At 74.3% G+C, this 15,856-nt stretch carries 13 protein-coding genes; 12 read left to right on the forward strand and 1 reads right to left on the reverse strand.

Annotated elements, in window-relative coordinates:
• The first annotated feature begins 84 nt into the window (after positions 1-84).
• Positions 85-2,214: a cell division protein PerM gene (locus LG395_RS41715; protein WP_372463472.1), complete on the forward strand. Its 2,130-nt coding sequence runs from the start codon at positions 85-87 to the stop codon at positions 2,212-2,214.
• A gap of 5 nt (positions 2,215-2,219) precedes the next feature.
• Here the strand turns inward: LG395_RS41715 and LG395_RS27175 are convergent, their stop codons facing one another.
• Positions 2,220-3,164: a hypothetical protein gene (locus LG395_RS27175; RefSeq protein ID WP_225811530.1), complete on the reverse strand. Its 945-nt coding sequence runs from the start codon at positions 3,162-3,164 to the stop codon at positions 2,220-2,222.
• Positions 3,165-3,459: 295 nt separating this feature from the next.
• Here LG395_RS27175 and purN point away from each other — a divergent pair, with 295 nt between their 5' ends.
• The 11 genes from purN (at position 3,460) to LG395_RS27230 (ending at position 15,763) form a co-directional block, all read left to right on the forward strand.
• Entirely contained in the window at positions 3,460-4,098 is a 639-nt protein-coding gene (gene purN / locus LG395_RS27180; RefSeq protein ID WP_225811531.1) for a phosphoribosylglycinamide formyltransferase, read from the forward strand.
• Positions 4,095-5,657: a bifunctional phosphoribosylaminoimidazolecarboxamide formyltransferase/IMP cyclohydrolase gene (gene purH, locus LG395_RS27185; RefSeq protein ID WP_225811532.1), complete on the forward strand. Its 1,563-nt coding sequence runs from the start codon at positions 4,095-4,097 to the stop codon at positions 5,655-5,657. Before purN ends, purH begins: the two co-directional genes overlap by 4 nt.
• A 169-nt stretch (positions 5,658-5,826) precedes the next feature.
• The gene (locus LG395_RS27190) at positions 5,827-6,768 is read left to right on the forward strand and encodes a 3-oxoacyl-[acyl-carrier-protein] synthase III C-terminal domain-containing protein (RefSeq protein WP_212768395.1); all 942 of its coding nucleotides are present in this window, start codon (positions 5,827-5,829) and stop codon (positions 6,766-6,768) included.
• A gap of 79 nt (positions 6,769-6,847) precedes the next feature.
• Positions 6,848-8,248 carry a preATP grasp domain-containing protein gene (locus LG395_RS27195; protein ID WP_171153544.1) on the forward strand — a complete coding sequence of 467 codons (1,401 nt, stop codon included), beginning with the start codon at positions 6,848-6,850 and terminating at the stop codon, positions 8,246-8,248.
• A gap of 2 nt (positions 8,249-8,250) precedes the next feature.
• Complete coding sequence (locus LG395_RS27200) at positions 8,251-9,534, forward strand: type III PLP-dependent enzyme (protein ID WP_171153542.1); 1,284 nt, start codon at positions 8,251-8,253, stop codon at positions 9,532-9,534.
• 27 nt (positions 9,535-9,561) lie between these two features.
• On the forward strand, positions 9,562-9,831 hold the full coding sequence (locus tag LG395_RS27205; RefSeq protein WP_014674481.1) for an acyl carrier protein: 270 nt from the start codon (positions 9,562-9,564) through the stop codon (positions 9,829-9,831).
• Between the two features lie 2 nt (positions 9,832-9,833).
• A complete protein-coding gene (locus tag LG395_RS27210; RefSeq protein ID WP_225811533.1) occupies positions 9,834-10,733 on the forward strand; it encodes a hypothetical protein in 900 nt (299 codons plus the stop codon).
• Positions 10,734-10,740: 7 nt separating this feature from the next.
• Entirely contained in the window at positions 10,741-11,466 is a 726-nt protein-coding gene (locus LG395_RS27215; RefSeq protein WP_225811534.1) for a hypothetical protein, read from the forward strand.
• Positions 11,463-12,638: an acyl-CoA dehydrogenase family protein gene (locus LG395_RS27220; RefSeq protein ID WP_225811535.1), complete on the forward strand. Its 1,176-nt coding sequence runs from the start codon at positions 11,463-11,465 to the stop codon at positions 12,636-12,638. The genes LG395_RS27215 and LG395_RS27220 overlap by 4 nt, the downstream gene beginning before the upstream one ends.
• A complete protein-coding gene (locus LG395_RS27225; protein ID WP_171153534.1) occupies positions 12,626-13,402 on the forward strand; it encodes a 4'-phosphopantetheinyl transferase family protein in 777 nt (258 codons plus the stop codon). The genes LG395_RS27220 and LG395_RS27225 overlap by 13 nt, the downstream gene beginning before the upstream one ends.
• A gap of 162 nt (positions 13,403-13,564) precedes the next feature.
• A complete protein-coding gene (locus LG395_RS27230) occupies positions 13,565-15,763 on the forward strand; it encodes an MMPL family transporter (protein ID WP_225811536.1) in 2,199 nt (732 codons plus the stop codon).
• The last annotated feature ends 93 nt before the right edge of the window (positions 15,764-15,856 follow it).

Consider the following 15,856-nt stretch of genomic DNA (forward strand, 5'->3'; position numbering starts at 1 on the left):
TGTACGAAAAAGAACATAAACGTATATTGAGCGACACTTCGGAGGTTCGCCTGTTACGACGGGAAAGCGCGTGTCGTTGGGAGCATGGCGAGCGTGATCCAGACGACCGTTCGCCGCTCCTCGACGTCACCCCTGGCCAACCGGATGCGCGACCGCTCACCCGGACTCGGCGCGAGCCTGCTGGGCGGTGCCGTCGCGGCCGGACTGGGCCTCGCCTCGTTCGCCGTGCTCGTGATGGCGCTGTGGGTCAGCTCGCCCTATCCGGACGACGGACCGGACGGCGCGCTGCACATCGCCGCAGCCCTGTGGCTGCTGGCGCACGGGGTGGAACTGACCCGGACCGGCACCCTCTCCGGCGCGCCCATGCCCGTCGGCGTCACCCCGCTGCTGCTGCTCGCCCTGCCGCTGTGGCTGCTGTACCGGGCGGCGCGGGACGCCACCGACGCGTCCGCCGAACCGGACGGCCCGCCGCCGGTGCGGGCGCGTACGGCGTGGACGGGGGTGGTCCTCGGCTACCTGGGTGTCGGCGCCGCCGCGGCCCTGTACTGCTGCCGGGGCGAACTGCGCCCCGAGTGGCTCTGGGTGACGGTGTGTCTGCCGCTGGTCGCGGCGGGCGCGGCCGGTGCCGGGGTGTGGTCGGCGTACGGCCGCCCGCGCGAGCCGGTGCTGCGCGCCCTGGTGGTGGTGCCGGGGCCGGTGCGGCGGCTGGTGTTCGGCACGGACGAGTGGGCGCGGCTGAGCGCGGCCGTACGCGCCGCCGGTGCCGCGACGACGGTGCTGTTCGGGGGCGGCGCGCTGCTGGTCGGGGTGTCACTGGTGTGGCACGGCGAGCTCGCGCGGGCCTCCTTCGTCCAGCTGACGGGGGGCTGGACGGGACGGTTCGCCGTACTGCTGCTCGGTGTCGCGCTGGTCCCCAACGCGGCGGTCTGGGCCGCCTCCTACGCGCTCGGCCCCGGCTTCCTCCTCGGCGCCGGGCATATGGTCCACCCCTTCGCCTCCGACCCCGCCCCGCTGCTGCCGCCGTTCCCGCTGCTGGCCGCGGTCCCGGAGCCGGGCGCCACGGGGAACTGGGCGGTGGGGGCGGTGCCGGGGCTGGCCGGGATGACGGCGGGATGGTTCGTGGCGCGGGCGGCCGTCCACCGGCCGGAGCCCGGGGTGCCGGCGCGGGCCCGCTGGTCGGCCGGCCGTACCGCCGGTGTCGTGCTGCTGACGGCAGTGGTCTGCGCGGTGGCCCTCGCGCTGCTCGCCGCGCTGGCGGGCGGTTCCCTGGGCGTCGCCACGCTGTCCCGCCTCGGCCCGCAGTGGTGGCGGACCGGGGGTGCGGCCGGTGCCTGGACGCTGGTGTTCGCACTGCCGGTGGCCCTGACCGCCCGGGCCTGGCGGCTGCGCACCTGGCCGCGGCGCCACGACGGCGCCCCGGGCCCGGAGGCGGGTGCCACGGCCCCGGACGAGGCGCGCGGCGGCAAGGGGGCGGTGGCACCGGCGGCCGGGGCGAAGGGCGGTGCCGTACCGGTGACGCCTGTGGTCGCGGGGAAGGGCGACGGGAGAGCCGGGGTGCCGACGGTCGCGGCGACGGCGGGGCAGACGCGGGAAGGAGCGGAGACGGGGTCCGGGGAGGACGCCGGGGAGGCGGCGACCACGGGCCGGGGCACGGGCGGGGCGGCCGGTGGGACCGGGCACGGCGAGGCTCGGCCGGCCCCGGCCGAGGGCGGTACCGGGGGCGGGGACACGGCGGGCAGGCTCAGAGTGCGGGGCCGGGGCAAGGACGGCAGGGCGGGTACGGCGGCTCGGGCCGGGACGGGGGCGGTGGCCGGTGCGGCCGAGGCCGAGGAGGACCGGTACGAGGTGCTCCCCGCCGACGACGCGTTCCCGACCTCGTACCCGGCTCCGGCCCCCGCGCCGGTCACGGGTCCGGCCCCCGCGCCGGTCACGGCTCCGGCCCCGGCCCCGGCGCCGGTCACGAGTCCGGTCACGGGAGGCGCGGGGTGGCACGACGACGGTGCCCGCGCCTCACGCTGGGCGGCCCTGAAGCAGGCGGTGGAAACTCCGGAGAAGGCGAGCGAGACCGCTCGCGAGGCCGTGCGTGAGAACGCCTCCGGGGACACCGCCGCCGACACCGCACCCCGGCCGCGCACGGAGTCACACGCAGGGACGCGCCCCGGGACACACCCTGGCGCGCACGCCGAGCCCCGGCCGGAACCGGACACCGGGTGAGCGGCTCAGCTGTTCTCCGTGCCCAGCACGCCCCGCAGCTCACGGGGCAGCAGGGTGTCGCAGGACTGCTTGGCCTCGTGGGTGAGGGCGTCGTTGACGCAGGTGTAGTAGTCGCGGTAGACGAGCTGGACGGTGAAGGTGGAGGCCACCAGGACCAGCGCCAGGCCCGCCGTGACCAGGCCGCTGACGGCCGCCGTCGTCTGCGGCCGGCCGGCCTCGGCGACAGGGCCGCCGGGGGCTGCCGGGGCGTCGGGGGAGGGCCGGCGCGGCTTGGCGCGCAGGGCGCTGATGCCCCAGTACAGGGCGAGCGCGCCCAGCAGCAGGGCTACGTAGGGCCAGCTGAACAGGGCGAAGAAGACAGCCCACATGCCGGAGAGCAGGGCGTAGCGCGCGCGACGCTGGGCCGGGTCCGTCGGGTCCCAGCGCATGCCGGGGCCGGCCGGGCCGCCGGGGCCCTGCGGACCGCCGCCCGGACGTTCGCCGAAGCCGCCGGGGGAGCGGCCGGGCTGCCGGTCACTCCACTGACTGCCCCAGGGGGCGTGGCCACCGGGTCCCTGGCCGGGCGCCTGCCCCGGACCAGGGCCGTACCCCGGGCCCTGACCGGCACCCTCACCATGACCCTGGCCGTGCCCGTGCCCGTGCCCGGTGCCGGACGGGTCCCCGTGATGACGAGGCCGCCACGGCTGGTCCGCAGCGCCCTCCGGCGGTGGGGCGAACGGATTGTCGTCCTGCCGCTCACCACCCGACCCGGAGCCGCCGTGCCCGGAGCCGCCGTGCCCGGAACCGCCGTGCCCCGGGCCTCCCTGCCCGGCGCCCCCTTGGCCGGAACCACCCCGCGACGACTCCGTGGGCGGCGAGGTGGGGCGCTCCCGCAGCAGCGCGGCGCCACGCTCGCCCCCCTGGGCCGGGCGCGGCGGGAACGTGAGGAGTCGCAGGCTGCGATCGGGCATCAAAAGAGCGTCTTCCCCTAGGTGACTACGGCTGTCCGGCATGAGCTTCCACCCCGTGAACGCACCGCACGACGACCCGGTTCCCGAGGCTGCTCCTTCGTGACTCCCTGCGAACGCTACCGTCCGGCCGCCCACCCGTCCCGAGGGCCCCTTCCCGAGTGCCGGTATCGTTGCAGGCGGTCGGCCGCTTCGTAGACTTCCCCGTATCCGGGGGCGTGAAGCATTCGTACGACTGTACAAACCCGCCGTACGGACCCGGCCGTACACGGACCGCAACCCCAGAAAGGGCCCCATCGTGGCCGCCACCTCCGCCGGCCCGGCAGTCAAGCGCCTCGTCGTGCTGGTCTCCGGCTCCGGCACCAATCTCCAGGCGCTGCTGGACGAGATCGCCGCCGGCGGCGCCGAGGCGTACGGCGCCCGGATCGTGGCCGTCGGCGCGGACCGCACCGGCATCGAGGGGCTGGCGCGCGCCGAACGCGCCGGCATCCCCACCTTCGTGTGCAGGGTCAAGGACCACGGCTCCCGCGAGGAGTGGGACGCCGCCCTCGCCGAGGCGGTGGCCGCCCACCGGCCCGACCTCGTCGTCTCCGCCGGGTTCATGAAGATCGTCGGCAAGGAGTTCCTCGCGCGGTTCGGCGGGCGGTTCGTGAACACCCACCCGGCCCTGCTGCCCAGTTTTCCGGGGGCCCACGGCGTCCGCGACGCGCTCGCGTACGGCGCCCGGGTCACCGGCTGCACCGTCCACTTCGTCGACGACGGCGTCGACACCGGCCCGATCATCGCCCAGGGCGTGGTCGAGATCCGGGACGAGGACGACGAGAGCGCGCTGCACGAGCGCATCAAGGAAGTCGAGCGAAGGCTGCTCGTCGAGGTCGTGGGGCGGCTCGCCCGCAACGGCTATCGCATCGAGGGACGAAAGGTAGTTATCCAGTGACCGCCGAGAGCAACAAGCGGGCCATCCGTCGCGCGCTCGTCAGCGTCTATGACAAGACCGGCCTGGAGGAGCTGGCCCGCGGGCTGCACGAGGCCGGTGTGGAGCTGGTCTCCACCGGGTCGACGGCCGGGCGGATCGCCGCCGCGGGTGTCCCCGTCACTAAGGTCGAGGAGCTGACCGGCTTCCCCGAGTGCCTGGACGGCCGGGTGAAGACCCTGCACCCGAAGGTGCACGCCGGCATCCTCGCCGACCTGCGGCTGGACAGCCACCGCGAGCAGCTCGCCGAGCTGGGCGTGGAGCCGTTCGACCTGGTCGTCGTCAACCTCTACCCGTTCCGCGAGACCGTCGCCTCCGGTGCCTCGGACGACGAGTGCGTGGAGCAGATCGACATCGGCGGCCCGTCCATGGTCCGCGCCGCCGCCAAGAACCACCCGTCGGTGGCCGTGGTCACCAGCCCGGAGCGGTACGCCGACGTCCTCGCCGCGGTGAAGGACGGCGGCTTCGACCTCGCCGCCCGCAAGCGGCTGGCCGCCGAGGCGTTCCGGCACACCGCCGAGTACGACATCGCCGTCTCCTCCTGGTTCGCCTCCTCCTACGCGCCCGCGGACGACTCGCGGTTCCCGCACTTCATCGCCTCCAGCCTGGAGCGCGCGCACACCCTGCGCTACGGCGAGAACCCGCACCAGCCCGCCGCCCTCTACACCTCCGGCGAGGGCGGGCTCGCGGCGGCCGAGCAGCTGCACGGCAAGGAGATGTCGTACAACAACTACACGGACACGGACGCCGCCCGCCGTGCCGCGTACGACCACGCCGAGCCCTGTGTCGCGATCATCAAGCACGCCAACCCGTGCGGCATCGCCATCGGCGCGGACGTCGCCGAGGCGCACCGCAAGGCGCACGCCTGCGACCCGCTGTCCGCGTTCGGCGGGGTCATCGCCGTGAACCGGCCGGTCAGCAAGGAGATGGCCGAGCAGGTCGCGGAGATCTTCACCGAGGTCATCGTGGCGCCGGACTACGAGGAGGGCGCGCTGGAGGCCCTCACCAAGAAGAAGAACATCCGCGTGCTGCGCTGCGCCGACGGCCCGGCCCAGCCGGTCGAGGTCAAGCCGATCGACGGCGGCGCCCTCCTCCAGGTCGCCGACCGGCTGCAGGCCGAGGGCGACGACCCGGCCCACTGGACGCTCGCCTCCGGCGAGGCCCTGGACGCGGAGGAGCTGGCCCAGCTCGCGTTCGCGTGGAAGGCGTGCCGCGCGGTGAAGTCCAACGCGATCCTGCTGGCCAAGGACGGCGCCTCGGTCGGCGTCGGCATGGGCCAGGTCAACCGCGTCGACTCCTGCAAGCTGGCCGTCGAGCGGGCCGGCGAGGAGCGGGCCCGGGGTGCCTACGCCGCCTCCGACGCCTTCTTCCCCTTCCCGGACGGCCCACAGATCCTCATCGACGCCGGTGTCCGGGCGATCGTCCAGCCGGGCGGTTCGATCCGTGACGAGCAGGTCGTGGAGGCCGCCAAGAAGGCGGGCGTGACCATGTACTTCACCGGGACGCGCCACTTCTTCCACTGAGCCGCACCCGCTGACCCGCTGAGCCGTACCCGCTGACCCGCCGAGTCCCGCCCGTCCCCGACGGGCGGGACTCGGCGTATCCGGACGCCATCCCTCCGGCACGCCCCGGCCGGCCGCCCGCGACAACGGTCAGCAATGTTTCAGTCCATCGTCAGCGGTGGACGCGAGGGTGGTGGGCATGACGTCGATCGTGGCAGTCTCCAGCTGCCTTCCCGACACCATCCCGATCGCCCGGTTCCACCGCGAACTCGGGCTCACGGACGTGCAGTTGCGGCGCTACCAGCGCTTCTACGGGCTGTCGGACGTGTGCCGTGACCCGCAGGCCGACGAGACACGGCTGCTGCTGCGCGCGGTGGCCAAACTCGCCGAGCTGCGCGGGCAGGAGGAGCGGGTCAGGTACGTGCTCCAGGCGCGCACCATGCCCGCCCCGCTGCCGTACCCGCTGACCTCGCTCGGCCCGGTCCAGGACGAACTGGGGCTGCGCCACGCCACCGCGTTCGTCGTCTCCCAGCACGCCTGCGCCTCCGGTCTGCTCGCCGTCGACCTGGCCGGCACCCTGCTCGCCGCCGACCCCGACCCGGACGCCCTCGCCCTCGTCCTGACCGGCGAGAAGGCCGGCACCGGCCACAACCAGTCCATCCCCGACGTCACCGTCATGGGCGAGGGCACCGCCGCGCTCCTGGTCAGCGCCGACCGTACCGGGCGCAACCGGATGCTCGGCTACGCCGCCCGCACCCACAGCCGGTTCGGCACCGAGTTCATCATGGGCGCCGAGGCCGCCGCCGACTTCCAGGACCGTTACGGGCCCGGCCTGTGCGAGGTCGTCACCGCGGCCCTGGAAGAGGCCGGCTGCACCCTCGACGAACTGGCCCTCGTCCTTCCGCACAACGTCAACCGGCTGTCCTGGATCGGGGTGTGCCGCACCCTCGGGCTGCCGCTGGAGCGGGTCTTCCTCGACCTGGTGCCGCACACCGGGCACTGCTTCTGCGCCGATCCCTTCATCAACCTGCAGCGAGCCACCGAGGTCGGCCGGCTGCGCCCCGGCGACCGCTATCTGATGACCAGCGTCGGCCTGGGCGCGACCTTCGCCGCCATGGTCTTCGAGCACTGAGCCCGCGAGCCCGCGCCGAACCCGCTGCGCCCGCGCGGCCCCGCCGGACGGTGCGCCCCGAGAGATTCAAGAGGTCGACATGCCATCACCGCCCCCCGGCTTCACCGGCCGGCTCAAGCGCGCCGTCACCGGCGACGCGGGCACCCCGCTGGTGTTCCTCGGCAACTTCGAGGTGGAGAACCAGTGGGCCCTCGGCGAGCCCGCCCTGCCCCGGGTCGCCGCGCACGCCGGCAGCGCCGTCGTCAACCGCATGGACGAGTTCGCGCTGCTGCTCGGCGGCAAGGACGACCACGTGGTGCTGAAGACCGCCGTGGACGACGGCTACCGCGCCTACCTGGAGGGGCTCGGCCTCGCCCTGCCCACCGTGCACGTGGTCGCCGGACAGGAACCCCGGCGCACGGTCAGCGAGGACGCCCTCGCCGACCCGGACCTGCTGCGCACCCTCACCGCGCTCGCCGCCGACGGCGCCCGGCTGACCGCCCACGGCGTCTCCACGGTGGAGGAGGAGCTGGCCGAGCGGACCGGGCTGCGGCTCGCTGCCCCGCCCGCCGACCGCTGCAAGCACGTCAACAGCAAGGTCTACAGCCGCCGGCTCGCCGACGAGCTGGGTATCCGCCAGGCCCGCGGCTGGGCCTGCGAGACGCCGAAGGAGCTGGCGGCGGCGGTCGCCGCGGCCGGCGACCTGCTCGCCGCCGGGCACCGGGTCGTGGTCAAGGACGCGTTCGGGGTGTCCGGCAAGGGCATCGTCGTGGTGGACAACGAGCGGACGCTGGCCCGGCTGCACCGCATGGCCGCCGCCCAGGCCGAGCGCACCGCACGGGCCGCCGGCACGGCCGTACGCACCGCGCTGGTCATCGAGGAGTGGGTGGCCAAGCGGGCCGACCTGAACTACCAGTTCACCGTGGGCCGCGACGGCGCTGTGCACTTCGACTTCGTCAAGGAACTGCTCACCGAGGGCGGGGTCCACAAGGGCCACCGCATGCCCGCGCGGCTCACCGGGGGACAGGTCGCGCAGATCCGCGACACGGCGCACCGGCTCGGCGAACGCCTCGCGGCGGACGGCTACTTCGGGGTCGTCGGCGTCGACGCGATGGTCGACCCGGACGACGGCCTCTACCCCGTGGTGGAGATCAACGCTCGGAACAACATGTCCACCTACCAGGCCGTGGTGCACGAGGTCCTGGCCGGGCCGGACGACGTCGCCGTCGCCCGCCACTTCACCGTGCGCCCGCGCCGCCCGCTGCCCTTCGCCGAGCTGCGCGAGCTGCTCGGACCGACGCTGCTCACCCGCTCCGGCGGACGCCCGCACGGCCTGTTCGTCAACAACTACGCCACGGTCAACGCCGCGGCCGCCGACGCCGGCGAGAACGGCTTCGAGGGACGGCTGTACGGCGTCCTCCTCGCCTCCTCCGACACGGAGACCGAGGCCCTCGACACGGAGATCACCCGCCGCCTCGCGGCCCTGACGGAACGGAGCTGACCATGAGCGAGGTCTTCGAGGTGCAGGGCCTGAGCGTCAGCCGGCTCGCCGAGGAGTTCGGCACCCCGCTGTACGTGTACGACGGCGCGGAACTCACCGGCCGCTTCCGGGACCTGCGCGAGCGCCTGCACCCCGCCCTGGAGGTCTTCTACTCCCTGAAGGCCAACCCCAACGTCTCCGTGTGCGCCCTGCTGCACCGCAGCGGCGCCCGCGCCGAGGTGTCCTCGCTGACCGAGCTGGTCACCGCCCGGCGCGCCGGGGTGGCCCCGCACGACATCATCTTCCTCGGCCCCGGCAAGAGCGCCGCCGAACTGGCCGCCTGCCTGGACGCGGACATCCACGCCATCGTCTGCGAGAACCTGGACGAACTCGCGCTCATCGACCGGGCCGCCCGCGAGCGGGGCGTCACCGCGCGGGTGATGCTGCGCGTCAACCCGGCCTTCTCCGTCAAGGGCTCCGGCCTGACGATGGGCGGCAAGCCCCGTCAGTTCGGCATGGACGAGGAGCAGCTGCTCGCCGCCGGACCCGGTCTCGCCGGCCGGTACGGTGCCGTACGCCTCGTCGGCGTCCAGGCGTACCTGGGCACGCGCATCCTCGGCGAGGACATCGTCGTGGACAACACCCGGCGCATCCTCGAACTCGCCGAGCGGCTCGCGGAGCGGATCGGCTTCCCGCTTCAGACCGTCGACGTGGGCGGCGGCCTCGGCATCGCCTACTTCGACAACGAGAAGGACCTGGACGTCGCCGAGCTGACCACCCGGCTCAACCCGGTCGTGGAGGCGTTCCACGCCCGGCACCCCGGCACCCGCATGATCATGGAGCTGGGCCGGTTCCTGGTCGCCGCGTCCGGCACCTACGTCACCCGGGTCCGCTACACGAAGACCTCGATGGGCGAGAACTTCGCCGTCACCGACGGCGGCACCAACCACCACATGGCGGCGGTCGGCATCGGCTCGTACGTCAAGCGCAACTTCCCGATGGCCGCGCTGGAACGCCTCGACGAGCAGCCCACCGAACCGTGGAACATCACCGGGCCGCTGTGCACCCCGAACGACGTCATCGGCAAGAAGGTGCCCATGCCGCCGCTGCGCGCCGGCGACCTGGTCGGCGTGCAGCGCTCCGGCGCCTACGGCCCGACCGCCTCGCCGGTGCACTTCCTCAGCCACGGCTACCCGGCCGAGGTCCTCGTCCTGGACGGCACCGCCCACCTCATCCGGGAACGCGACGACAGCGAGGCGATGCTCGCCCGCCAGCGGCTCTACGACGCCGGTCCCGGCGCCCGCTGAACCGCCCACCACCACAAGGAGAACGACATGACCGAGAACACCCTCACCGAGCGTGGCCGCTACCTGGACGCCGTCCGGCAGGGCCTGACCGAGGTGCTGAACAAGGACGTCACCGGCGCCGAGGAGGGCGTCCGGCTCTTCGACGAGCTGGGCCTGGACTCCAGCAGCGCGCTCGAACTGCTCATCACCATCGAGGAGATCCTCGACGTGCAGTTCGACGCCGAGGAACTGGAGATGACGCACTTCGAGACGGTCGGTTCGCTCGCCGACTTCGTGGCGGCGGAAGCGGGCGCCTGAGCATGTTCCGTGCGACCGCGCCGGTCCGGCCCGCGACCGCGCCGGTCCGGCCCGCGGCCTCGGCGACCGGCGCCGTGGGCGGCGTGCCGCGGCTGCTGCGGGCCGGCCGGTACGCGCCGGCCGGCCCCGGCGCCCCGTACGTGCCGGACGCCGGCCGGGAGAGGTTCTTCCGGCAGCTCGGTGCCCCGCACGGGGTGCCCTTCGACCGCGCCGGGTTCGCCGCCGCGCCCCGCCGCACCTCCGTTGAACTGGCCCGGGGCGCGCTCGCCGGGCTGGGGCCGCTCACCGCGGAGGAGGCGCCCGAGGTGGCCGTGGTGGCCTCGGCCGCCCCGGACTTCGAGCACGCCGAGCTGGTCGGGTCCTGTGTCCAGGGCATGCTGCCCGGCGAGCCGCTGACGTTCGGCGTGTCCGACCAGGGCATGCTGGCTCCCTTCAGCGCGCTGCGGGTGGCGCTGGAGTACGCCCGGCGCCTCGGCTCGCGGCGGCTGCTGGTGCTGGCCGTCGACCAGAGCAGCCAGCCGTTCGCCGTGCCGGCGGACCATCCGGCGGCCGTCCGTGCGGACGTGGCGGTGGCGCTGCTGTTCGAGTGGGGCGGCGGCGCGGACCCGGTGCACGGCGCGGGACAGCGGCCCTGGCTGGCGCCCGGGCCCGCGGTGCCGTGGGACGCGGCGCTGCCGCTGGTGGCGGGCGCCGGGGTGCGCACCGCCGTGCCCGGAGTGTGGCCCTGGGCGACCTGGGCCGGCACCGGGCAGCCGGCCACGGCGGTGTGGTCGGCGCTGGCCGGCCTCGCGGGCGGCGGCCCGGCCCGGGTGGTCGTGGCCGAGCACGATCCGCAACGCGCGGTGCTGGCGCACTGCACGCTCGACCTCGGGACGCCGGGGCGGGGGACGACGGGGGAGTGAGACGACGATGACGGTTCCGCCCGAGGTGCGGGAGCACGGCGAGCAGGCCCGGACGAGCGCGCGCACGGACGGCCTGGTCCCCGCGCTCACCTTGCTGGTCCGCGCCCTTTCCCCGAAGGTGCCGCCCCGGGGCCCGCGCGGCCACGCGGTGCTGCCGAGGGAACTCCTGGAGGAGTTCGCGGCGGAGGAGGCGGCGGCGCGGGAGGAGTCGCCGCAGGCGCCGGGCTCCACCGGGACGAAGGGCGTCGAGGACGCGGAGCCGCTCCCGGGGCTCGCCGTGCTGCGGCCCGTGCCCGGAGAGCCGGCCGAGGCCGTCCCGCCCGCCTGGGGATGGGCCCTGGCCTGGCTGCGGCTCGGCATGTCCGAGCGGCTGCGGGACGCCTGCCTGGCCCACCTGGCGGCCCGGCAGAGCGAGGGCACCTCGCTGCTGATGCAGCAGATGGTGAAGGGCACGCTCGCCGACGTCCTGCTGGAACACCTGGAGATCGAGGGCGTCCTCGACGACCTCGCCACCGGCCGGACCGGGCCCCTCGGCCCGCTGCGGCCCGCCGACGGCGAGCGGCACCTCGCCGGACTCCAGGAGCAGATCACCCGCGTCGACCGGGCGCTGCTGCGGCTGCTCGGCGCCCACGGCTACACCGCCGAGGGCCCCGGTGCCGCCGCCCACGCCTCCGAACTGCTCGCCGACGCCTACGGCACGGCCGGCCCCGGCACCGCACGGGAGGGCGCGTGATCAGCCTGCCCGCCTCGCTGGCCACGGCACACCGCGAGGTGAGCCGCTGGGCCGACGACCTCCGGCAGGGCGCCCTGGAGCTGGACCGGGACCCGGACGCCATCCACCGCCACCTGGACCTGCCCGCCGTACGGTTCCTCGCCGGTCACCAGGTGCCGGCCGACTGGGACCGGGAGAGCGCGGCCCCCGGCAGCGGGCCCGCGCACGGGCTGGCCACCCTGGAACGGGTGCTGGTGAGCGAGGAACTCGCCCGCGGCGACGCCGGGATGATGCTGGCGTCACCGGGCGCGTCGATGTGCGGGGTGCTGCTCGGCGTGCTCGGTTCCCCCGAGCAGCGCGCCTGGGTCCACGGCCGGCTCGCCGAGCGGCCCCGCTGGACCTGCTTCGCGCTGACCGAGCCCGAACGCGGCTCGGCCATCGGGGAGATGACGAGCACCCTCACCCCGGTGGGCGACGGCTCCTACGTGCTGGACGGCGAGAAGCGCTACGTCGGCAACGCCGCCCGCGCCGACCTGGGCGCCGTCTTCGCCCGGGTCGCGGGCACCGAACGGCTGGGCGTGCTCGCGGTGCTGGTCGACACCTCCGACCCCGGCTTCCACGCCGAGCCGCTGCCCACGGTGGGGCTGCGCGGCGCCCAGCTCACCCGGATACGGCTCGACGGGGTGCGGGTGCCGGCCGAGCGGGTGCTGGGCGCGCACCTGCCGCCGACCCGGCGCGGCATGTGGAGCATCGTGTCCGTCTTCAACCGGCTCCGGCCGAGCGTCGCCGCCATCGCCCTGGGCATCGCGCGCGCCGCCCACGACTACGTCGGCGAGCACCGGCTGCTGTTGCGCGGCCCGGAGCGGGAGGCGTACGAGGAGCTGGGCCGGCGGATCGACGCGGCCCGGTCGCTGACCTACCGGGCGGCCCTCGCGGTGGACCACCGGCCGTCCGCCGGGCATCTGGCGTCGGCGGCGAAGGCCAGGGCCTGCGAGGTCGCCGAGGAGGTGACGCTGCGCGCCCTGGGCTTCTTCGGTCCCGGTGCGCGCATCGACCACCCGCTGCTCGACAAGTGGGCCCGGGACGCGCGGGGCGTGGAGTTCATGGAAGGCACCCGGAACATCCAGAGACTCAACCTTTTCCAGGGCCTCCACACCGGAAAGGCGGGCCGGAACCGACCATGCCGGAACTGAGGAATCCGGAACCGGCCGGGGTCACACCGGTGCCCGCGTCCGATGCCGACGAGGTGGAGATCTGGCGCATTGCGCTGGACTCCTGGCCGGATACGGAAGGATATCCGCCGGAACTCGAGGACGTCCTGGACGACGCCGAGAGGGAACGCGCGCGACGGGGCACGGAACCGGGAATGCGGCGGCGTTTCGTCATCGCGCACGCCGCCCTGCGGATCATCCTCGGGCAACGGCTGGGCCGGGCCCCGGAATCGGTGCGCCTCACGCGGGGCCGCTGGGGGAAACCGCGGCTCGCACAGGGCGACGGACCGCACTTCAGCCTGTCCCACTCCGGTGAACTGGCCCTGCTCGCCCTCGCCCCGCGGCCGGTGGGCGTCGACGTGGAACGGCCGCGTGCCGGACTGGACCCGGCGCGCCTGGCCGAGCGGTTCTTCCCGGCCGAGGAGAGCGCCTGGGTGGCACGCGACGGCCGGCGTGCCTTCACCCGGTTGTGGACGAGGAAGGAGGCGTGCGTCAAAGCGGCCGGCGGACGGCTCGCCCAGGGACTGGCGCTGCCCGTGGGGCGGTTCTCCGGGCAGGCCGCCGTCCGCGATCCCACGGGAGGACTTCCCGGGTCCTGGCGCGTGCAGGACGTACCGCTTCCCGGTACGTATGCGGGGGCCGTCGCCCTGCTCGGCGACGGTCCCTTTTCCGTGTCACTCCGGATGTGGTATCACATCCCGCCAGAACAAACCGGCTCCGTGTGGAACACGCTGGGTGTCAAGTAGAAGAAACTCCCCCCACATCGGAGTACTTGTACCCGTGATCGCGCTCCGTGCCCTCACTAGTTTTCTGTTCGCGAGGAGTGCGCCGATCTACCGGCCGGGTGCCGAAACCCCCGGCCCGTTTCCCGTGATCCGGGTATTTCATTCCAGGAGGGGAGAACAGACGTGGCAGGCAGGAACCTGATCACCAGGGCCGCCCGGTGGAGCGCCGTCCACCCTTGGTGGGCGATGACGCTCTGGGTGGTGTTCGTGCTCGGTGCCCTGGCCGTCGGCGGTATGACGGGCACCCGGTCCGCCACCGACTCGGATCTGGCCATCGGGCAGTCCGGCCGGGCCGCGGCCCTGGCCCGCAGCGGCGGCCTGGAGAGCCGCGCGGTGGAGAACCTCCTGGTGACGCCCTACCGGGGCACCCTGGACCGGGCCGCCGCCGAGCGCGCCTCGGGCGAGGCCGTCAGCGCCCTGAAGGGCGTCAGGGGCGTCGCCGCCGTCGGCCGGCCCGTCTTCGCCCCGGACGGCTCGGCGCTGCTCGTGCCCGTGACCCTGGCCGGCGACCCGGAGACCGCGGCCGACCGGGTGGGGCCGCTGCTGGAGAAGGTGGCCGAGGTCCGCGACGCGCACACCGACGTACGCGTCGAACTCGTCGGCGCCGGCTCCATCAAGGCGGGCCTGAACGACATGCTCGACCGGGACCTCGGCAAGGCCACCGTGCTGAGCCTGCCCGTGACGCTGGTCGTGATGGTCTTCGTGTTCGGGGCGATCGTCGCCGCCAGCGTCCCGGTGCTGCTCGGCATCTCCTCGGTGCTCGCCGGGCTCGGCCTGTGGGGCGTGGCCTCGCAGCTGGTGCCCGACCCCGGCCCGGTGACCCACATCATCGTCCTGATGGGCATGGCCATCGGCGTCGACTACTCGCTCTTCTACCTCAAACGGCAGCGCGAGGAACGGGCGTTGGGGACCGACAACATCGACGCCATCGAGATCGCCGCGGCCACCTCCGGGCACTCGGTGATGATCTCCGGCCTGGTCGTGATGGCGTCCATGGGCGCGCTCTACCTCGCCGGGCACATCGCCTTCGAGTCGATGGCCACCGGCGCGGTGCTGGTGGTGGCCATCGCGATGCTCGCCTCGCTCACCGTGCTGCCGGCCATGCTCTCCAAGTTCGGGCGCTACCTCGACAAGCCGCGGGTCCCGCTGGTGTGGCGGCTCACCCAGAAGGGCGGCGTCAAGCCGCGGCTGTGGTCGGCGATGCTGAAGCCCGCCCTGCGCCACCCGGCGCTGGCACTGGTCCTCTCCGTCGGCGCGCTGCTCGCCCTCTCCGTGCCCGCCCTGGACCTGCGGCTGAAGGCCACCGGCATCGACGATCTGCCCCGGTCCATCCCCGCGATGCAGGCCAACGAGCGGCTGACACGGTCCTTCCCGAGCCAGGCGGACACGCACACCGTCGCCGTCCGGGTGCCCGCGGGGCACCGCGCGGAGCTGGCCGAGGGGATCGACGCGCTCGTGAGGCGCGTCGGGCACGACGGTCTGTTCGTGCACACCCCGGCCCCCGAGGTGCGGACCTCGCGGGACGGGCGGGTGGCGACGATCGCCGTCGGCACACGCTTCGACAGCAGTTCGCGGCAGGCGCAGGAGTCCCTGTTCCGGCTGCGCGACGACATCGCCCCGGCCACGGTCGGCCGGATCGAGGGTGCCCGGTACGCGGTCGGCGGCAGCGACGTCGCCTACGACGTGGACTACCGGGCGAACGTCGTCGACAAGATGCCCTGGGTGCTGCTGGTGGCGCTGGTGTTCACCTTCCTGGTGATGGCGGCCGCGTTCCGCTCCCTGGTGCTCGCGGCGATCACCGTGGTGCTGAACGTGCTGTCCGCGGTGGCCTCCTTCGGTGTGCTCGCGCTGATCTTCCAGCGGACCTGGGCGGAGGGCCTGCTGGGCTTCGAGTCGACCGGACGGGTGGTGGCCTGGCTGCCGTTGCTGCTGTTCGTGATCCTGCTGGGCCTGTCGATGGACTACCACGTGTTCGTGATCAGCCGGATCCGGGAGGCGGCACGCGGCGGGCTCGGCATCCGGGAGGCGGTGGAGCAGGGCATCACCCGCACGGCCGGCGTGGTGACGAGCGCGGCGGTGGTGATGGTCTGCGTGTTCGCCCTGCTGGCCTCGCTCAACTTCATCGAGATGAAGCAGATGGGCGTGGGCATGGCCTGCGCGGTGCTGCTGGACGCCACGCTCATCCGGATCGTCGTCCTGCCGTCGGTGGTGACGCTGCTCGGCTGGAAGACCTGGTGGCCCTCGCGCCTGGCCCGCCAGGACGAGACGCGGCCGGTGTGTGTTCCGGCCACTTTCCAGGGACGGGCCACCACGGTGTCGTGAGGCCGGGCGCTCGGCGCCGCGCGCCACGGCCCGGGCCGGCCGGGGGGGGGGGGGGGGCCGCCCCCCCCCCCCGGCGGGGGGGGGGGCGCGGCC

Source organism: Streptomyces spinosus (assembly GCF_020400655.1).
GTDB lineage: Bacteria > Actinomycetota > Actinomycetes > Streptomycetales > Streptomycetaceae > Streptomyces > Streptomyces argyrophylli.